Below are 17,863 nucleotides of genomic sequence, written 5' to 3' on the forward strand. Positions count from 1 at the left end.
ATACAATTCTTTTGTTCTTCATTATTTTATGCTGACGTCTTAAGTAGAAATATGGTTTATTTGAACTTTAAGATTACTAATCACGTTTAAAAATAATTGAACCTATTCCATGATTGTGTTCACCACTTTGTGATTTTGACATATAATACCCTGTTATGTCATCCCAGTCAGAAAGATTAAATATCATTATACCTGGCCAAGATTGATTTTTGTTCTTTTCAAGCTCAATATTATATACTAGATAAATATTCTTACCATCACTAGTTCCTGAGGCTTTGATGCTCCCCAAAAAAGTATCCCTTGTTGTTAAATGTAAAATATAAGAACCATTAAAAATAACCTTTTTGCCTCTGATTTTGAGAATACCGTTTGTAAGTTTTTGTTCCTTTATAGTTGTTTCAAACTCTTCTGACCCCTCAAATGTCATTTTCCCGATGTAATTGAAATAGCCTTGAATATTAATAGTTTTCCAATTTTTCCAAAATTCAAAACCATACCTATTAATTATTCCACCAATGATAGCTGCTATAATAGCAGACCCTCCTATTATTATAGGTGCGATATTTTCCATTCAGTGTATCTAGTTAATTTATGAATTAATCATTTTATTGAACTTTTTGTATGATATCCTCTATAGCCTCAATCACTAAGTCTGGTTCATCCAATTGTATAAAGTGTCCACTTTTTTTTGTTGAAATCAACCTTGTCTGAGGTACTGTCGCCACAAATTCCCTATAAAGTCTTTTTTGCAGTTCGATATGTAAACTGTCCGATTCGTCCCCCTTTTCAAACATGTTCGATTCCATGAGGACTACGGGAATATCTGTATCTATATCAAAAGTCCTCAGAATTGAATCATGCTGTGGGTAAGCGAAGACTTCCATTTTAAATCCTTCGGGTATTAGTTTGATCTGTGCGGTAAGAAGGCTATCTTCCGATTTTAGCTGTTTTTCAGTCCTTATCTTTCTCCATTCGTCTTCCAAATATTCGCTTCCCGGGTCAATTAAGATAAGCCCTTTCACATTGTCAGGGTAAAGTCGCAAATAATATCGGGCTACAAAACCTCCCATGGAATGACCGACAAGTATTATCGGTGATTTCAAGATTCCTTCTTTCTTGATAAGTTCCCTAAGCTCCATTGAAACATTCTCAAGTGTTCTGGGAGAATCCGCTAGCTCGGATTTCCCGATTCCGAGCTTGTCATATGAAATGGTCTTGGTGATTTTGGAAATTTCTTTTTGAACAGGCTCAAAATCCTCCAGGTCGCTTCCACCACCGCTGATAAATACAACTACCGGTTCACCTTTGCCCAAGGTCAAAACATGTTGTTTTTTTCCCTTGATATCTACGAAATGGTAGTTGGGTTGACTAATGCCATTACAAGAATATAGGCTAGCTAGTAAAAGCAAAAAACCAATGTACAGAATTTTCATGGCCATTTGTTTGGTCTGATTAAATCGTTAAATTGAACTTTAAATAAAGAATATCTAATTCTTGAAAACAAGGTATATCAGCTCCGGTAGAACTGAGGCCTCTAAGAAAACCCTCGTGAATCGTCCCATCCAAATCCGTCACGGTAATTGGTAAACAATCCAAATCGTCTTCATTTTGATTGTCTTCAAAAATTTCTCTGAGACGAATAAATTCATCTTGTGAAACACAAAGTCTTGAAAACGTTTCGGAACATACTGATTCAAAAAAGACCGTAAAGTTTACCGCCGTTGGTTCTTCATCCTTTTCGCTACATGAGAAGAACAGAAATAATCCCATCAAAAAATATGTAATCCGAGGTATCATCGTTTTAATGAACTTTTATAAGAGTAACATTTTCACTCTCTTCGATTATTTCTAATACTCTATTTAAGAATACAGGTTTTAGATGTGCTTCACTCTTTGAGAAGTTTTTCCATTTCAGAACAATTTTCTCATCACAATCAAAAGTGCCAAAGCCACCTCTAAGAACATCAGCAAAAGCATTTAAATTTCTTCCTATCTTCCAATTCAACCCATATGTTAAAAGCTTTTCAATTTCATTATAAAAGACCTTTTCACTTGTTATTCGAGTCCCGTTAACCACATACTCGGTTTTCATCGTTTATTTGAGCTTTAGTTATTCCTTTCCGTTTGCTAACCTACATTCTTTTACGAATTTAAGGAAGGGTAAATTATAACCACATTCGGAGCAGTATTTGCCTTTGTTTATTTTAACATCTACAATTTCTCGAACAAGCTCAAAATCCTCATATCCGATTCTTTTACCTTTTTCAAAACCAAAATAAGTTGGGTCGTAGGAACCAAAATCGACGTCGCAAAAATCGCATAGGACCAATCTTAAACCATGATATAAAATGTATTCATGATATCTATGCTCCTTGAAATGGTCGAGTTCCGAATCATCTGTCCCACATTCACCACAAGGAGTTACATTTCTAAATTCAAGTTTCGAATAACAAAGTGGGCAGTGAGTTTCTTTCAATCTCTTAATCATTTTATTAAACTTTGCCTTCAAAATTTAATATAAACTCTATATCCATACCGCCCAGATTCTTAGGTTCAGGAGGACACACTTTGTCATATTGCACAACACATAATTTGCAAAGTATATTATAAGTCATTTCTAGTATCGGCAACAAATCACCTAAAATGGGTCTTGGTATCTGATAATTATCAAAATCATCATGTGCTATTAATTTATCTCGTATAACTATAAATTTATTAATGTTAGCTCCATTCTTCTCCAAAATATTTTCAATTTCACTTAATACTTTGTTGGTCACTTTAATGTTTCCAACAAACCTTTCATTCCTAATCCTTTGAACAAGATTCCAGAAACTATAATGATTGTTTTGTCCTTTAGTTATCAATTTTGATATTTCTAGCACACAAGTTCTTGCACATACCACTCTTAAATATCTAAGAGAATTAGATTTAGCTATAATTTTCATTTCTTTCTCCCCAGCATTAATAAATAAATAGTCCGCATGGTGATAAGCCTTTAGAGCAAATTCATAGATTTTCCAAGTCAATTCCAATTCATGTTCCAAAACACCGTATCTATCAATAATTGACACTCTCTTTCCCATTTGATAAATTATCTTGTTTATCCTTTATTTATATTAGATTAATTAGCTTCAAAATCGCTAGTATCAGATTTAAACCTCCAATAATTATAATTGACCAAGTCAATTCCTGTTGCCGTTTAGAAGACTTTTCAAGGTTTGATATTAATTTTTCATTGAGTCTGCGATTCAACTCTGCATTACCTTGTTCAGCCACTTGTGTATAATAAGTTGTGCCTAAAACTACATTCGTGGCATAGTTCACCCTTGCTATTTTATTCTGGCATCCTTCTACCACCTTTTTAATCAAATCATCTGAACAACCTTTCGGATAATCTTTTGGAATATCAACTCTACTCATGGTTTATTTGAACTTTATAAGTGTCTTTCAAAATTCATCATACCGCCAAGAATTCTTATAATCAAAATTCCAGAATTGGTTTCTCTGTAAAATATTACATGAGACTTGTATCTGAATCTTTTTAGACCGGGTTGATTTTCCATTATAAAAGTTCGGCCCAATAAAGGGTTTGAAGCCAGTTGGTCAAACGAATCTATCAAACCATCCCTATATTTTCTAGCCTGTCCAATACCAAACTTGAAAATAGTATAATCGGCTATCGATGCTATATCCGATTCCGCTGTTGTGGTCAGTTGAAAACTAAGCATGCTTTTTAGCATGTCGCTCTTCCGCTTCCCTCCATATCTCATCAACTGTCTTGTCGCTTATTCCGCTATCAAGACCCTCTTGAATGGCCGCTTTGAGCTCATCTAATTTTTGCCGGTCGGCTTGGTCTTTGCGTACCAAGTCTCTCAAATATTCACTATCATTTGTGTAATCTCCTTTCTCGATTTGCCGTTTTATCCACTTATCTTGTTGTTCCGTAAAGGTGATGGATTTTCTAATTGTAGTCATAAGAATGCGCATTTAATAGTAATATTGATGCAATATAGCGCATTTTATACGCGCCGGCAAGGAAATTTTTTATCGTTTTTTCAAACTTTACCTATTATTTAAATATAATATCATAAACTATTCATATTGTTATCGAGTCATTTCATAAAATGTTTCCAAGCAAGAAATTTGCTCAATCCATCCAAATTCGGATAAATTGAATATTCATTAACTCCCAGTCTATCCAATCTTCTAAGGATTTCTTCTCTTTGTGAATTTGGCAATATAAACTTACCCCCCTTTGGTAATACTTCGCATTTTTATTTAATGGAGTAAACTTATTTTTAAAATATCTATGAAGAGTGAACCACCCTGCTTGAACCGTAATTCTCTGTGTGATTTGGTTTGGTATAAAAACCTTAGTACCCATTTGATCGAATGGATTTTGTGTGTTATCCCTTGAATCCACGAAATCTCCATTTGAAGTTACGAAAACCCAAATAGTTCTATCGCTACCATCGTTCGAATTTGAAAATGCGAAATATAGGGCTACAAGAGGATTTTCCGTCCAATCCAAGAGCCTTGTTGGCAGTTAATAATGTTGTGCTAGTGCAAGCCAATCCCATTCGGAGTTAGCATTGAAATTATTGGGAAGGTATGGTATCGCTCTTCATTTAAAATCGTCAATAATACTTTTTTCCTTCTCCACGATGACCCCTTTGATAGTTCCTAATCTTGCTATTCTTGGAATGAGGTCTCAGGACTGATTGCTCTGTCCTCTGAATAAAAGTAAATGACTGCTATTTTTTTTAATGAGATTATTATCCATTTTCGCTATCTGTTCTAGATAGTCATCGAATGAAGAAATATCATAGACACTTATTTCTTTTTTGGTCATTTATGGTTTTTATTATTGCAATCAGAAAAGTATCTGGAACGGGTTTTTTACTTTTTATTTATGGAATCACTAGCTTCTTTATCTTGTTTTTCCTTGGTTGTTCCTGGACCTTTCGAGCCCTCCTTATTATTTTTTGGTTGTTCCATCTTATTTTTTGCAGCAAGTAATTTTTCTTTCTCTATTTCTAGCATCAATACCTTTGCCTTAGCTTCTACGGTTTTTGAATCCTCTTTTACGATTTCAACCAATTTATCCAAGTACTTCTCATACAAATCCTTTACGCCTACACTATCGAGGGCCCCATTAAAATGAAGTTCTCTTAAAGTATAAAGACTCTCTCTGGTAATCATCAGCGATGGAGTCCTGTCAGTCAACTTTTCAAGAGTGTTCTGAAAACTTAGATTCAATTCAGCACTTATCGAGTCTTTTTGTCCTTTTGCCAATAGTTCGGTAATCTTTGATATGCCTGCGTCTGGTGACTGTTCTGCTAAAACTTTTACGTTTCCTTGGCTATCAACGAACATAAGCGACTGTCGCTTAGTAGCATCATGATGTGCCCATGTCAGCGTGCCACCTTTTTCAAATTGAGAAATTCTTGTAACCCCAGTCGCTTTATCAAAGCTTCTATGTGTCATTCCTCCTCCCTGAAACAAAGCGCAACTGTTTAAAAATATAAGCATGGTCAATGCTAAAACAATGATTGATTCTCTTTTCTTCATTTTAGTTTGCGTTTGGTTTTTATTAGATTAAAAGTCACTTCAGAACTGTTTTTTTTTGAATTCATGTCAAATTCGTGATTGACAATACCACCATTAATAATCGTTTTTATTGAATTTTTGGTTTGGTTGAATTACAGAATAGTCAAAAGTTGCTATTGCACAATTACATTACCTTCCATTTCCCGCGGTCTTTTACTTTTAAGTAAATAACAAAGAGAATCGTCTTCAGGAATTGCAATATGATTTGTTATATTATATTCATACTTTATTTAGACTTTAATTTCAGTAAAATCAAATGTAATATTCTTTGGGTATACAGTCTTAATGCTAAGTAAATCTGCAAATTGCTTCTTGCCGCAATTTTTAATTGTTAAATGACCTTCGGCAATTCCGACTGCCCCAGCTATGTTGATTAGCTCAGCCGTAGATTTGGTCTCCGCATCTATTACTAAGTTTGTTCCTTGACTTGCTAGAAGCATAATATTTGCTGTAGTTACTACCATAGTATTTATCGTTTATTTAGATTTTAATTTTGACAAGATTTCTAATTTTTTAAAATAAGATTTATACAATGCTGTGTTTGAAAAGTTAGATGGGTTGGTGGTATCACTATAAAAGAAAACTTTTATGATTTTTCCATTTTCAATACGTAACGAATCTTCTGTATCGGCTAGTTTTCTGAGAACGTTTTCAGTTAGACCTTTATATTTGGTATAAATAAAATCTTTTTGGTCAACTTCAATTAAACTGTCATTACTGCTTAATGGCTTATATTCTCTATTAAAGCAAGTCCACTCGCTATTTTCATTTTTCATCATTCCATACGGAAGATTCACTTTAAAGAAATTATTCAATGCCATAGTTTTTGTTTTTAATTTTATCGTTTGTTTTACTTCGCTTTTACTTTTTTAAAAAGGAAGGTCGTCATTTTCAATTGAACTCTCCTCTTGAACTTCAACTTTACTTTCATCTTCCTTTGGTTCTTCAAGTAATTCGTCCATGCTCGAATTGAACCCCTTAAATATCTCATTTACTGTATCTTGTATAATTTGAAGTTTATCGGCGGTATCACCTTCTGGAATTTCTTCATTAGTTATAGATATTTTAGTTTGAACCGGGATTATTTTAATTAGAAGTTCTACCAATTCCTTAAAGTTGACATCATTCGCGATAGGTATTTCTAATCGATGATTATCTACGTCTGGAACATTAATATCAATAATCAAATTATTTTTTTCAAATTTTGTTTTGGCTTCAATCATGAATTCAAAAGTTTTTTTATGTTGTATTTTCTAGATCTCATGTCAAAAATAACTTTACCTCCATCCAAATTATCTATGATTTGTTTTTGATAATCTTTGTTCTCTAGGACCAATTGTTGATAGGATATTTGACCTTGTGTGTTTTGTGCTAGAATTATGCTTTCAGCATCGCCATAAACTACAATTGATGGATTATGTGTTACAAGTATAATTTGTTTTTTGAATTTATAGTCTCGCAATAAATTTATGAGATCTTCATTTTTAAATGTATTTCCAAGATTATCTTCTGGTTGATCAATCATTACTAAATTGCAGGTGTCTTGTTCAAGTATTGTTTTTAAATACATTTCAGCATTATACCCAGGAGATTTATTTTTAGAATTACCATTATCGCCGTAATCCAAGTAATTATTTAGATCTTCAAACTGATTTAGTATTTCCTCGGATTCTTTCTTTAGTTTTTGTAAAAGACGAGATTCAGTATATGTTCCATAATCCTTTAATCCGTCATTGTCTTTTACTAATTTCAAGAAGTTTTGATATATAGTCTCATCGGTGTTTCCTTGATTTAAACAGTTAATTATATAGTTTCGTGATTCTTTCTTTTTTTCCACTTCAAGTACAAGGACGACAGATTCATTTAATTCTAATTTTTCTTGATTACTATAATTGTAATCCTCTAAACATTTAGAATGTTCGTTAAACGTATTTGCTTCTGAAAAGATATTAGAACATGATACAACCAATACTGATTTTCTTTTGAATGCTTCACTCTTTGCTCTCGAAGAAGATTCTAATTCGTCATTTTTATTGTTTACTATAGTAGAAACTTTTTCTAAAAAGTTAATCTTGGCATCAAATATTTTCTCTTTATGTTGGAGTAGCCTATTTTTATTAATGATTAACTCTTCAAACTTTTCAATTAGAGTTAATTCTTCAGCATTAATATCAAAAAAATTTTCATTTTTGAATTCTTCAACATTTTCAGTTATATCCTGTAGAAGTTCATACTTGTCCTCAAAGTCATATTCGCTGATAGTCTGATCTACTTGGATAAAGTGAAATTTATCACTAAGCATATTTGATATGTCATCTTCTCTTAGAATAAAATCTTTTTTCCATGATGAATTGAAACGGTCAAATTGATTTTTAAATAATTCTAGTTCCTCAATATAATCTCTCTTTTGGTTATTTAATTTAGTTTTTAGTTGAGTGAACTCCTCATCTTTTCCTGAGTCATTAACTAATTTCCTCAAATCACCTTTTTCGAAAAACCTTACAATATCACCTTGATTAATATATACTACTTCATCTACATTAAAGGGCAAGTTAGGTTGAAACGTATTACTGTTGGATGCTTTTATTTTTACATTTTCCGAGTTTTTTCCATATTTAGTAAAATCCCTTTTGGATGCTTGAATCTTTTCACCAATCATATTAAACAATAAACTTTTTCCAGAAGAAGCTCCTCCGATAATTACATTCATATTTGGACTTAATTGAATCAAGTTATCAGTTATATTTTCAACACCTTTTATGTCTATAGCAGTAATATGTTTTTTTACATTAGTTATTCTGTCAACATCAGATTGTTTTTTAATTCTGGATTCCGGATCTATAAATGCAAATCGTAAAGTCTCAAAAGAAGGCTCTCCTTTCAAGCAATAGAATTCATGTTCAGCTCCGCTTTTAGGTTTGGGATAAACAGAGCAATCATGATTGTCAGAAAAATTTATGAAAGCTTCATCTTTTCTATTCCTAAAATCGGGATTTTTAAGTTTGTCAAATCCTTGTCTATGCTTTTCCCTGTGTTTTTCTTTGACCTTTTCATGTGCACTTTCCATTAGCAAAACCATTTCTTGAGCTTTGGTGATGTTTGCTTTTTTGTAGCCATCAATAATATTTTTATGCCCCCCGGCATGTGGAATATAGAAAAAGTGATATTTTCCAAACAATTGAAATATTTCGTCAACAGTTAGCTTTCTATCTACTGGATTAATTCCTTTATCAGTAAAGTGTTTTTCAATTAAGCCGGAAAGTTCATCAACCATTGCAATGCTGCTATCATCAAAAATCAATAATGTGTGATAAGTACGAAGACTACCATCGTCTTGTAAAACTTCAATATCAAATTCACAACCGATAATCAGCACAGGGTCTCCTTCATTCCATGATTGATAATACTCCTTATAACATTCTGCATTAATAATATTATGATCAGTTAAGGAGAATAATTTTACTTCATTTTCAACCAGTTTCTCCTTTAAAGTGGATAAATTGAATTCGCCATCATAATCATTAGTCTTCGTAACATTGCTACAATCCGTATGAATATGTAAGTCTACCTTAAACCAATTTGAAAATATTTTACTCATTAAATAATCTTTGTTTTTATCTCAAAATGAAACATAATACGAGAAAATAACCATTGAGCAAAAGCCCATTTTTTCATATTAATCTTGTTTATATGGTCTCAACTTCCCATCTAGACCCTGATATCTCAAATACTTATAGTAAGTTGCGCGAGAAACACCCACCCGATCACATATTTCATTAACTGTAAGTTTTCCCTCCTTAAAATATTGAGCGCAAAGTATGGATTTTTGATGATTTTTCTTACTAATTCCTTTTGGGGCACCGAAAACTTTTCCTCTTGCTCTTGCCGAAGCCATCCCCGCCTTGGTTCGCTCAATAATAATATCTCGCTCCAGTTGAGCTAAGGCAGCAAAGATGTTTACTATGAACTGTGAATGAGAAGACTTGTCTGTAGTATCTAAAAAGGGTTCGGTAAGACTTCTAAACTTAACTCCCTTTTCGTTAAGTTGATTAATGAAATTTGTAAAATGTATTAGACTTCTGGCCAGCCGGTCCAATTTCCAAACTACAATCGTATCTCCCTCACGAACATACTCAATAAGTTTACTCAAACTCTTTCTATCTTCTCTAGCACTGGATACCTTGTCAGTATAAATATTCTTAATATCAATTCCTTCCTTTAAAAAGGCGTCAATTTGTAAATCGAGATTTTGTTCAGTGGTACTTACTCGAGCATATCCAAAAACCATAGCTAATAGTTTAAATTAAGGTCAAAATATAAACTATTTAATTGCTACGGTAAATTAAACTTATTGAAAGTAATGAACATGTGAACTAATAAAAGTTCAAATAAAGGGTGGACTATGTGTACTTTAATTACCGTTTAAATGCACCGTTTCGTTATGAATATTATTACTACAAAATTTTGTAGGGTATTGTTTATGTAAAGTTGCTAAAGACTTCAATATGATCAATCATTCTGAATAAAATCTTACATTATTACCAATAATGTTATACAATAAAAGATTTTATTAGTAAAGCAACTTTAATTCGAACCTAAAACTCTTTCAAAAATTTGGTTTCTTACATTAGATAAAGAATCAATTTTTATATTTGATAAATTCATCATCCTATTTCCAAGTAGGCCCGTATTTGTTCTAGGCCCAGATTCACAATTACATGTAGAAGGATTGAAATACGAATCTATTGGACACTCAATTAAGTTTCCACAATTGAACCTATCTATTATGCTGCTAGAATAATTGGTGTTGCCGCAATCACATGTTTCCAATCCATTTTTAAAACATCTTTCTAAATAATCACATTCAATAGTCTCAAAATATTGAGGAGACCTGAGGCACTGGCTCAAATCATCAAGCAATTCTTGAGCCTTTGCGTAGTTTTCATTATCATTAGGGTTTGGCATAATATAAGGACCTAAATTCTTGCCATATAAATCAACATCGGCGAAGGCTCTCGGAGCACAGCCATAATTGGCCTTATCGGGGTCAGGAGTTATAATGTTAGGAACCCTATCTCTTAATGCTTTTACTGGACCACCAACATTCCCCTCACCTATTTTAGTGAAATTTTCATAATTATCTCCTGTATAAGTATAACCAATATATTTATACTCACCAGTCTGAGTATCAATATAAAACTGTGCTTCTGAAGTTATACCACCTTCTTTTTTACTAATCCAACCTGTTTTCCCATCTTTTTCGATAAAAGCTTCTTGTTCAATATAATTACCATCTTTATCAATAGATATTTTAGAATGATATTCTCCTTCAGAGGTGTTAATTTGAGTTCTTATAACTTTGCCATCAGCTGAAACTATTGTGATTCTATACGTCTTATTTTTTACATCGTTAACTCTAATCGTTAGTGTCCCGTCGCGATCTCTTTTTTCTCTAATTGTCTTAATAATATTGCCATCTTCGTCCTCGATTTCAGTATCCTTAGTTTGGCCCCTTTTAACATCAGTTTTGTGTTCTTCATCTATATCTACCTGGGTGTCTTCTATTAGTTGGTTGAGCTTTGAAACATAAGGGCTTTGAGTACTTATGTATTCATCGTAAAGACAGGACATAGATTGCTCAAGACGGTTAACTTCACCCTTGAGGTCACTATTATTCATTTCATATTTATCAAATGCTTCCCTAATACACGCCCCCGCTCGGCTGTTATTTTGATTTACTCGATTTAAGATTTCGCAAAAGTTGATGTTAGCACGGTTGTCTATCAATTTGGAATTATTGTTTTCCAAAATACCTGAGTCAACTAATAAATTTTTAATTGCTAACTGTTTATCATTCAACTCATCCAGATTAGTGTTGCACGGGTTCAATCGAGAAATGGATTCCGATAATTCTAACAAATCAATTTTATCATAAACTGCAAGATTTTTGAAATTTTGCGAAAGATTAGAAAATAGCAGGTGGTTCAGAACCTCGATTTTTGACTTATCAAACAAGTAAAATCTACCTTTATTTAAAACTAAAGAAGGAAGCTTTGTATTATATTCTTCTTGTTTAATCAATGATTGAACTTTACGTAGCCTTTTAAACAAGATTAACGAATGAACTGAATTTAACTGATTATACCTAAAGCCTAAATCAAATAAAACATTACCGAAATTTTGGTTGTGATTCCCTTCCAGTATTTCCAAAATTTTAGTAGTATATTCATCAAGTTGATATATTGGAACACTATTTATAAAGTCCAATATCTTGATATTAAGAGCGATATATTCTACTTCATCTGTTGTTGAAAGCTTATTTAATCTGTATAGAAAATTAACCTGCTCTTCTATTTCAGAGATTTGAATTCTTCCATATTCATGAACATTTAGTCTAGAACGACATCCAAAACAAAAAAAAATGGCTAGTACAAAACAAATAATCCATTTCATTTTCAAAAATTTAATAGAAGATAAACACTTGACATAGAATCAAATCAAAGTATGTGTAATTAGTTTAAAATATTGTACAAATAGTTGGATTTCTTATTAAAGTTTGAAAATGTATAAGGCTGAAGTAAAAAATTTATCACTTCCATTTTTTAGGTTGCAAATGAATATAAGAACTATTAAAACATCAAATAAAATAGGGAATCCCTCTTATCAGGGGAACCCACCACGATTTTATTTGCCTCATTTAATAGCCCTTATACATTAGAGTGGCATCTAAAAAAGAAATTAAATGTTCAATTTAAATTCGAATACAATGCTTAACACTAAAATAACTATAGGTAAAGAAACTTTTGAAATTTACTCCGTAAGAAAAGATGTTAAGCTATATTTCTGGAATATAGAAAATAGTGAAAAACAATTTACTTCTTCACTAAGTGAATTACACCAAAACTTAGGCAAGGGAACTTGGGCATTGACCTAGGTTTACATAAGGAAAAATGTATCATTATCTTTTTCTTATAGCACAAAGACGTCCGACGGACATTTAAGATAATTACAAATTAGGATGTGTACCCACAAAAATTCCAGTTAGTAGAAATAAAAAATTATCTATTTGGAAATGGAGATTTCCATACAAAATATCAATACAATATGAATGCAAAGGTAAACCCGTAAAATGTTCCCATCAAAAGACTACGGCATAACCAGGGTCGCGAGCTCCCTCTTTTTATTCCGTTTCCTTTTGAGCCGAAATTTTACCTAGCATTTAGACGTCAGCAAATATTGTTTAATCTAAAATTTAAAAATGATGAAAAATCAAATATCAGATTACCAATCGACTGGCACGGAAAACTTGATTCAGCCTTCACCCTTGAGAAAAAATCTATCTAAACTTCAGATAATTGTTCTGAGGAAATTCAGCCCTGGTTTTAGAAAAATGGAAAAACGCTATGAGCTGCTAGAGAACAATCCAGAATTTTTCTTCAATGATGGTGAGGCCGTTTTCACAAAAAAAGAAAAGTACTTTATAAATTTATTAAGTGGGCAATAGCCCGCTTTTCCCTACTTGCCATCATCTTTCCTCGTTTGGTCCGGGCGGGCTTATCTACAAAAACGGGTGCGCCTGAGTGGCCGCAGCTGTCGCTTTCGGTGGCGAACGTCCACAAATATTCTTGGTCCGCGCCCGGGTCTTCCCCTGCGGGGAGAACATTTGTGGACGAACCCGAATCTGTACGGTCCGTGCATTTGTTCCAGGGTGCTTAAGAAAATCGAAGAAGGGAATCATTCCCCGGGGACGATCGGCCCAAGGGGCTGCCCCGTCATGGTTTTTGTTTCAAAAACGCACGCCGGGGGCATTCTTTGCCATGTGGGGCAAAGACCTTCACTGCGGGGAACTCCGAAATACAATGTTGGCTTCCCTTTCCCCTTGGAGAAATTATCTACCATCGACGGCAAATATAGCCCGCTGCCCTAACGTGGACGTCAATGTTTTTTCCGAAGATCGGGAATCCCCCTTGCCAGGGGAACCCACCGCGATCTTAAGATCCGCTCGCAAGCTCACAAAAACCCCTTGTCCACGGGCAGCGTTCAATTGCCACGGCATCGACGGGGCGACCAATTCCACCAATGGGGGAAGCGCAACGCCCTTGAGGGCTCCCAAACCCATGCGCGGCATGGAAGGGAAAAAAGATATAATTAATGCAATATAATATTGCACAGTAATATAGTAATGCTTATATTTATATATCAAATAATCATTAAATTTCATAGTATGAGTTCATTAAAAAACAGAGTTCAATTAATTGGAAACGTAGGGCAAGCTCCTACAATTACAAACCTTGACGACGGGAAAAAAGTTGCTCGCTTCTCATTTGCTACTAATGAAGGCTACAAGGATAAAAAGGGAGAAAAGCATACCGACACCAATTGGCACACAATCGTTGCTTGGGGAAAAAATGCAGATTTTGTGGAAAATTATCTTAAAGAAGGTCATTTCGTAGCTTTAACTGGTAAACTTAAATCTGGTTCGTACGATACAGATAACGGGGAAAAAAAGTATTATACCGAAGTGGTTGCAAATCATTTTTCTTTTTTATCTAAGAACCCTAAGGACACCCCTTCCACCGAAGAAGAATAGCACTTTTTTCTAATAAATCAGGAAGGTAGTCATCTTCCTGATTTGTCTTGTTATAATATATCCATATAATATGATGGGTATATCTTTAATAATAAAAACATGATTATGTTACCCAAAAACCGTCCTTTTAAATCCTCTACGAATTCAGCAGCTTTATTGTTCTCATTTACCTTTTATAACTAGATGCATTAGTTTTCTTACCATAATTAAAAATGATTCCATAGACAAAGCCAGGAACATTCTGAATTCTATTATAGTTGGGGGTTCTTTTATCTCCAAAGTATCTATTACCCTTATCATTCATAGCAATAATCATATTATTTATTCTTGAAACAATCGTTTTGTAATCGAAATCACAAACGATTTTAAATTTTTGCTTGCTTGAAAGCTCATAGCGCTTTAAAAATTCTATTGACTTTTGTTGTTCTGCTGTCAAGACCATTAAATCCTGGTCAAATTCCACCTGAATAAAAATACTTCTTATGGGTCGCCCTTTGGTAGTAAAATAGTTATTACCGCTTTTCAAGACCTTAATTCCAGTTTCTTTATTCTCCGAAATTTCTTTTAACCATTTATTTAACTTCGACCTTAAATTCTTCCAGCCATTAATACCTTTATAGGATGTTTGGACAAATTCCTGGTCCATTATCTGGAAAATCTGTTGCTGCAACGATTCCTCAGATTTATCTCGTAAATAGCCATAGCCTAAAAGCAAATAAATTTCGTCTTTAGCAAATTCATAAGTATAATTTTTCAACCTTCGAAACTGCAATAATTTTTCAAAAAGTTTTTTGGTCTGACTTTCCCTGAAATTTACATATGTCTTAGGGTAATATGATATGTATTTGTCGTATTCTGGATAACTCTGTTGGAAAAGCTCTTTTACCAATCGATTACCCTGAAAATGTCCTTCTTCCAGTTTATTAATGTAAAATAAAGGGAGTACGTCATCAATAATGGAAATTTCTAAAGACAGATTTTGGTTAACCTTACATTTTCTAAATAGATTATATACTGAATATAAAGAATCACCTTTTAGATATTTAAAGGTAACTTTGGATTTCATCAAATCATCGGTCACTTCTTTATAATGAATTTGTCTAATGCTATCCAGTTTAAGTCCCTTAGCTAAAAAATATGGTTTCAAATCAATTGTGAAATCACTTACAATCTCTTTTTGTTTGCTAGTCTTATGCTGCACAAGCATAATAAAATCTTTCTGAAGCGGTGTGAAATCACAATATGCGTCCACAAACCGCATTGGCTGAAGCACTCGGTTCGATTTATTCATGATATACTTCAGTTAATCCTTAGGAAGTTTGGCCAGTTTTGGATTATTCCTGGCTACATTCAATAATTCTGTCTTGGAATAGAAGATAGATCTTCCAATTTGATAAAAAGGGACTAAGCCCTTTTTTTTCCATAGAATAATGCTTTGTACTGAAACCCCTAAGAGTTCACAAGCCTCTGATTGAGTTAACCTATCTTCCTCAGGTGTGATGTGCGTTTCACCGATGAGTTCCGTCTTACGGACTCGATCAATTACATTTTCAACAATTCTTTCCAAGTCCTGCTTAGAAAAAGCATACAATACTGTGTTTTGTTTATCCATTGTTCTTGAATTTGACGAGTTAATTAATTATTTGATTTATTTCTTATTTTTCTATTTTATCCCATGTTCTTGACATTTCATTGGCCTTGAAATCCTCAGCTATTTTTACGTATTTCATAAAGGAAGCTTCGTCCTTATGCCCTGTTATGTTTTTTACTACCTTATCGCTCATTCCTAAGATTAAGCTATTGGTCACAAAAGTTTTTCTCGCCGTATGACTAGTAATTAGTGCATATTTAGGTCTGGTCGTATCAATTCGTTTCCTACCAATATATCTGGTTATAGTAATGGGCTCGTTCAATCCAACCTCCTGACAGCATTCTTTTATATACTCATTGAATTTCTGGCCAGATAATTTGGGTAATGGTTCATAGATTGTGTTCTTATACCTTGCCAAAATTTCTTTGGCCATTTTGTTTAATGGAATGACGTGATTTGTCATTTTTGTTTTTTGTATAGTCAGACTTAGAAATTCACCGCGTACATTCGAAGGCCGTAATTTTCGTAAATCGGAAAAACGAAGGCCTGTAAAACACCCGAAGCAATATATATCCCTTACGTTCGAAAGTCTTTTGGATTTAAATACATGATGATATAAAACCATCAATTCTTTCATAGTGAGGTAAATGACCTCAATGTCATCCTCATTCCTTTTGAATTTTTTAAACTCCAAATTATCATGGTAACCCCTTTCCAGCGACCAGTTCATAAACGTTTTAATAAAGGCAATCAGTTTACTATAATAATTGTTCATAGTGCTCCGCTCCAAAAATGCATAATCCCGGAAAGCTTCTAAAAATCTATGATTTATACTTTCAAAACCAAGACCATATCCTACTGATTTTTCAAAAGCTTTAATAAACGCTATACACGAGTTGTATTTTTTTATGGTTCCTTTCGCTCTAACAGATTTATGGGTTTCCACGAACTCCTCCAACGATTGAAAAAAGTCCTTCTTAATCAGAATGGAAGCTTTGTCTTCAAGACAGTGCTTTATGGCTTCATTCGTGAGTGTTTTTCCATTGATAAGGGAAAGACGGTATAATTGTTTTATCTTATTTTCTAAATCGTCAAGAACAAGATTGTATTCTAAGTGGTAATTATAGCACTCGTGTTTTAGGTTGGGTTTGATTCTTTGGTCTTTCCAATCTTTGGGAAGTACTTTTACATCAGGGACACGTTTTCTGACCCTACACGAATTATAGGATACAATTAGACGGATTGGTACCAATCCATCCTTATTAATATTCTCATATCTAAGATTGTAAGAAACTTGAAGCATTCAACATGTTTTTTAAACAGAATTAATTTAATTCCTGTTATAAAGGTTGAATAGTCTTTAAATTGGGGTCAAATTCAGGGTCAGAAAACTGTTTAAATATAACTAAACAAATTTAACATTGCACTGAATTTCTCTTATAAGCCCATTTATCTAATGATATTACGGGTTAAAATGAGCTTTATATTTTTAAATTCAAATTTAAGCCCTGGTAGGGCTACAAAGGTAGGCAGGGTATTTATTTTAGAAGCAAATTCGATTTTTGCTGTGGCTACAAACCACATTTCTTTTCAACTTTTCTTAACTACCTTAGCAAAAACTCATTCTATATGGAGCGGAAAGTCAAAAATGTATTTGTAAAAGGAGCCATAAATCCCAACTTTATAGCAGATTCTATTGCCAAGCATCAATCCAAAACCCAGATAGGGGCCCACGACATTTTTTTGGGACAGGTACGGGCGGATCAAATGGAAGGTAAAACAGTAAGTGCCATTGAGTATACAGCATATGAAGAAATGGCCAACCTAAAGTTTGATGAAATAAGGGAAAATACATTCTCTAAATTTGACATTACTTGTATGCATATTTACCATAGTTTGGGGAAAGTGGGTATGGGAGAACTTTGCCTATTTGTATTCGTTTCTTCTCCGCACCGTAAAGTTGCTTTTGAAGCACTGCACTATGTGGTCGAGGAAATTAAGGCCCATGTACCGGTTTTTGGAAAAGAACTTTTTGAAGATGATTCATACCAGTGGAAAGTAAATACATAGTT

The 17,863-nt window shown here is 33.4% G+C and carries 24 protein-coding genes; 4 read left to right on the forward strand and 20 right to left on the reverse strand.

Annotated elements, in window-relative coordinates; genetic code table 11:
* Positions 1-76 precede the first annotated feature (76 nt).
* The 17 genes from HME9304_RS08905 to HME9304_RS08985 all read right to left on the reverse strand — a co-directional run bounded on the left by HME9304_RS08905 (position 77) and on the right by HME9304_RS08985 (position 12,063).
* A complete protein-coding gene (locus HME9304_RS08905; protein WP_112378256.1) occupies positions 77-571 on the reverse strand; it encodes a hypothetical protein in 495 nt (164 codons plus the stop codon).
* 34 nt (positions 572-605) lie between these two features.
* Complete coding sequence (locus HME9304_RS08910; RefSeq protein ID WP_164674816.1) at positions 606-1,433, reverse strand: alpha/beta fold hydrolase; 828 nt, start codon at positions 1,431-1,433, stop codon at positions 606-608.
* 19 nt (positions 1,434-1,452) lie between these two features.
* On the reverse strand, positions 1,453-1,797 hold the full coding sequence (locus HME9304_RS08915; RefSeq protein WP_123877420.1) for a hypothetical protein: 345 nt from the start codon (positions 1,795-1,797) through the stop codon (positions 1,453-1,455).
* Positions 1,798-1,801: 4 nt separating this feature from the next.
* Complete coding sequence (locus HME9304_RS08920; protein WP_112378259.1) at positions 1,802-2,092, reverse strand: barstar family protein; 291 nt, start codon at positions 2,090-2,092, stop codon at positions 1,802-1,804.
* Positions 2,093-2,110: 18 nt separating this feature from the next.
* On the reverse strand, positions 2,111-2,488 hold the full coding sequence (locus HME9304_RS08925; protein ID WP_112378260.1) for a hypothetical protein: 378 nt from the start codon (positions 2,486-2,488) through the stop codon (positions 2,111-2,113).
* Between the two features lie 4 nt (positions 2,489-2,492).
* On the reverse strand, positions 2,493-3,083 hold the full coding sequence (locus tag HME9304_RS08930) for a hypothetical protein (RefSeq protein ID WP_112378261.1): 591 nt from the start codon (positions 3,081-3,083) through the stop codon (positions 2,493-2,495).
* Positions 3,084-3,111: 28 nt separating this feature from the next.
* On the reverse strand, positions 3,112-3,420 hold the full coding sequence (locus tag HME9304_RS08935) for a hypothetical protein (protein WP_112378262.1): 309 nt from the start codon (positions 3,418-3,420) through the stop codon (positions 3,112-3,114).
* Between the two features lie 14 nt (positions 3,421-3,434).
* Entirely contained in the window at positions 3,435-3,728 is a 294-nt protein-coding gene (locus HME9304_RS08940; protein WP_164674820.1) for a type II toxin-antitoxin system RelE/ParE family toxin, read from the reverse strand.
* A complete protein-coding gene (locus HME9304_RS08945; protein WP_112379777.1) occupies positions 3,721-3,975 on the reverse strand; it encodes a type II toxin-antitoxin system ParD family antitoxin in 255 nt (84 codons plus the stop codon). Before HME9304_RS08945 ends, HME9304_RS08940 begins: the two co-directional genes overlap by 8 nt.
* A gap of 172 nt (positions 3,976-4,147) precedes the next feature.
* Positions 4,148-4,546, reverse strand: coding sequence for an FRG domain-containing protein (locus HME9304_RS17305; protein WP_112378264.1), 399 nt, complete (start codon positions 4,544-4,546; stop codon positions 4,148-4,150).
* Between the two features lie 353 nt (positions 4,547-4,899).
* Entirely contained in the window at positions 4,900-5,571 is a 672-nt protein-coding gene (locus tag HME9304_RS08955; protein WP_112378265.1) for a hypothetical protein, read from the reverse strand.
* 269 nt (positions 5,572-5,840) lie between these two features.
* A complete protein-coding gene (locus tag HME9304_RS08960) occupies positions 5,841-6,074 on the reverse strand; it encodes a hypothetical protein (RefSeq protein ID WP_112378266.1) in 234 nt (77 codons plus the stop codon).
* Between the two features lie 12 nt (positions 6,075-6,086).
* Positions 6,087-6,431 (reverse strand): hypothetical protein, encoded by a 345-nt coding sequence (locus HME9304_RS08965; protein WP_123877423.1) that lies wholly within the window; start codon positions 6,429-6,431, stop codon positions 6,087-6,089.
* A gap of 48 nt (positions 6,432-6,479) precedes the next feature.
* Positions 6,480-6,833: a hypothetical protein gene (locus HME9304_RS08970; RefSeq protein WP_112378268.1), complete on the reverse strand. Its 354-nt coding sequence runs from the start codon at positions 6,831-6,833 to the stop codon at positions 6,480-6,482.
* Positions 6,830-9,208: a PHP domain-containing protein gene (locus HME9304_RS08975; RefSeq protein ID WP_112378269.1), complete on the reverse strand. Its 2,379-nt coding sequence runs from the start codon at positions 9,206-9,208 to the stop codon at positions 6,830-6,832. Before HME9304_RS08975 ends, HME9304_RS08970 begins: the two co-directional genes overlap by 4 nt.
* Positions 9,209-9,286: 78 nt before the next feature.
* Entirely contained in the window at positions 9,287-9,898 is a 612-nt protein-coding gene (locus tag HME9304_RS08980) for a recombinase family protein (protein ID WP_112378270.1), read from the reverse strand.
* A 296-nt stretch (positions 9,899-10,194) separates the two neighbouring features.
* Positions 10,195-12,063, reverse strand: coding sequence for a hypothetical protein (locus HME9304_RS08985; RefSeq protein ID WP_112378271.1), 1,869 nt, complete (start codon positions 12,061-12,063; stop codon positions 10,195-10,197).
* 313 nt (positions 12,064-12,376) lie between these two features.
* On the opposite strand from HME9304_RS08985, the gene HME9304_RS16970 reads away from it, so the two are divergent.
* The 3 genes from HME9304_RS16970 (at position 12,377) to HME9304_RS09000 (ending at position 14,200) form a co-directional block, all read left to right on the forward strand.
* A complete protein-coding gene (locus HME9304_RS16970) occupies positions 12,377-12,544 on the forward strand; it encodes a hypothetical protein (RefSeq protein ID WP_164674824.1) in 168 nt (55 codons plus the stop codon).
* A gap of 324 nt (positions 12,545-12,868) precedes the next feature.
* Positions 12,869-13,114 carry a hypothetical protein gene (locus HME9304_RS08990; RefSeq protein WP_112378272.1) on the forward strand — a complete coding sequence of 82 codons (246 nt, stop codon included), beginning with the start codon at positions 12,869-12,871 and terminating at the stop codon, positions 13,112-13,114.
* A gap of 720 nt (positions 13,115-13,834) precedes the next feature.
* The gene (locus tag HME9304_RS09000) at positions 13,835-14,200 is read left to right on the forward strand and encodes a single-stranded DNA-binding protein (RefSeq protein ID WP_112378274.1); all 366 of its coding nucleotides are present in this window, start codon (positions 13,835-13,837) and stop codon (positions 14,198-14,200) included.
* 166 nt (positions 14,201-14,366) lie between these two features.
* Here HME9304_RS09000 and HME9304_RS09005 read toward each other — a convergent pair whose 3' ends face one another.
* From HME9304_RS09005 to HME9304_RS09015, 3 genes are read right to left on the reverse strand one after another with little or no spacing between them, the layout of a single operon-like run.
* The gene (locus HME9304_RS09005) at positions 14,367-15,491 is read right to left on the reverse strand and encodes a hypothetical protein (RefSeq protein ID WP_123877426.1); all 1,125 of its coding nucleotides are present in this window, start codon (positions 15,489-15,491) and stop codon (positions 14,367-14,369) included.
* 12 nt (positions 15,492-15,503) lie between these two features.
* Positions 15,504-15,812 (reverse strand): helix-turn-helix domain-containing protein, encoded by a 309-nt coding sequence (locus HME9304_RS09010; RefSeq protein ID WP_112378276.1) that lies wholly within the window; start codon positions 15,810-15,812, stop codon positions 15,504-15,506.
* Positions 15,813-15,855: 43 nt separating this feature from the next.
* Positions 15,856-17,094 carry a site-specific integrase gene (locus HME9304_RS09015; RefSeq protein ID WP_112378277.1) on the reverse strand — a complete coding sequence of 413 codons (1,239 nt, stop codon included), beginning with the start codon at positions 17,092-17,094 and terminating at the stop codon, positions 15,856-15,858.
* A 326-nt stretch (positions 17,095-17,420) separates the two neighbouring features.
* Here HME9304_RS09015 and HME9304_RS09020 point away from each other — a divergent pair, with 326 nt between their 5' ends.
* The gene (locus tag HME9304_RS09020) at positions 17,421-17,861 is read left to right on the forward strand and encodes a molybdenum cofactor biosynthesis protein MoaE (RefSeq protein ID WP_112378278.1); all 441 of its coding nucleotides are present in this window, start codon (positions 17,421-17,423) and stop codon (positions 17,859-17,861) included.
* The last annotated feature ends 2 nt before the right edge of the window (positions 17,862-17,863 follow it).

It is taken from the genome of Flagellimonas maritima, assembly GCF_003269425.1.
Taxonomy (GTDB): domain Bacteria; phylum Bacteroidota; class Bacteroidia; order Flavobacteriales; family Flavobacteriaceae; genus Flagellimonas; species Flagellimonas maritima.

Excerpts from the sequence above, each read along its gene's own strand:
- HME9304_RS08905 (WP_112378256.1), bottom strand. The coding sequence starts at position 571 with ATGGAAAATATCGCACCTATAATAATAGGAGGGTCTGCTATTATAGCA.
- HME9304_RS08910 (WP_164674816.1), bottom strand. The coding sequence starts at position 1,433 with ATGAAAATTCTGTACATTGGTTTTTTGCTTTTACTAGCTAGCCTATAT.
- HME9304_RS08915 (WP_123877420.1), bottom strand. The coding sequence starts at position 1,797 with ATGATACCTCGGATTACATATTTTTTGATGGGATTATTTCTGTTCTTC.
- HME9304_RS08920 (WP_112378259.1), bottom strand. The coding sequence starts at position 2,092 with ATGAAAACCGAGTATGTGGTTAACGGGACTCGAATAACAAGTGAAAAG.
- HME9304_RS08925 (WP_112378260.1), bottom strand. The coding sequence starts at position 2,488 with ATGATTAAGAGATTGAAAGAAACTCACTGCCCACTTTGTTATTCGAAA.
- HME9304_RS08930 (WP_112378261.1), bottom strand. The coding sequence starts at position 3,083 with ATGGGAAAGAGAGTGTCAATTATTGATAGATACGGTGTTTTGGAACAT.
- HME9304_RS08935 (WP_112378262.1), bottom strand. The coding sequence starts at position 3,420 with ATGAGTAGAGTTGATATTCCAAAAGATTATCCGAAAGGTTGTTCAGAT.
- HME9304_RS08940 (WP_164674820.1), bottom strand. The coding sequence starts at position 3,728 with ATGCTTAGTTTTCAACTGACCACAACAGCGGAATCGGATATAGCATCG.
- HME9304_RS08945 (WP_112379777.1), bottom strand. The coding sequence starts at position 3,975 with ATGACTACAATTAGAAAATCCATCACCTTTACGGAACAACAAGATAAG.
- HME9304_RS08955 (WP_112378265.1), bottom strand. The coding sequence starts at position 5,571 with ATGAAGAAAAGAGAATCAATCATTGTTTTAGCATTGACCATGCTTATA.
- HME9304_RS08960 (WP_112378266.1), bottom strand. The coding sequence starts at position 6,074 with ATGGTAGTAACTACAGCAAATATTATGCTTCTAGCAAGTCAAGGAACA.
- HME9304_RS08965 (WP_123877423.1), bottom strand. The coding sequence starts at position 6,431 with ATGGCATTGAATAATTTCTTTAAAGTGAATCTTCCGTATGGAATGATG.
- HME9304_RS08970 (WP_112378268.1), bottom strand. The coding sequence starts at position 6,833 with ATGATTGAAGCCAAAACAAAATTTGAAAAAAATAATTTGATTATTGAT.
- HME9304_RS08975 (WP_112378269.1), bottom strand. The coding sequence starts at position 9,208 with ATGAGTAAAATATTTTCAAATTGGTTTAAGGTAGACTTACATATTCAT.
- HME9304_RS08980 (WP_112378270.1), bottom strand. The coding sequence starts at position 9,898 with ATGGTTTTTGGATATGCTCGAGTAAGTACCACTGAACAAAATCTCGAT.
- HME9304_RS08985 (WP_112378271.1), bottom strand. The coding sequence starts at position 12,063 with ATGAAATGGATTATTTGTTTTGTACTAGCCATTTTTTTTTGTTTTGGA.
- HME9304_RS16970 (WP_164674824.1), top strand. The coding sequence starts at position 12,377 with ATGCTTAACACTAAAATAACTATAGGTAAAGAAACTTTTGAAATTTAC.
- HME9304_RS08990 (WP_112378272.1), top strand. The coding sequence starts at position 12,869 with ATGATGAAAAATCAAATATCAGATTACCAATCGACTGGCACGGAAAAC.
- HME9304_RS09000 (WP_112378274.1), top strand. The coding sequence starts at position 13,835 with ATGAGTTCATTAAAAAACAGAGTTCAATTAATTGGAAACGTAGGGCAA.
- HME9304_RS09005 (WP_123877426.1), bottom strand. The coding sequence starts at position 15,491 with ATGAATAAATCGAACCGAGTGCTTCAGCCAATGCGGTTTGTGGACGCA.
- HME9304_RS09010 (WP_112378276.1), bottom strand. The coding sequence starts at position 15,812 with ATGGATAAACAAAACACAGTATTGTATGCTTTTTCTAAGCAGGACTTG.
- HME9304_RS09015 (WP_112378277.1), bottom strand. The coding sequence starts at position 17,094 with ATGCTTCAAGTTTCTTACAATCTTAGATATGAGAATATTAATAAGGAT.
- HME9304_RS09020 (WP_112378278.1), top strand. The coding sequence starts at position 17,421 with ATGGAGCGGAAAGTCAAAAATGTATTTGTAAAAGGAGCCATAAATCCC.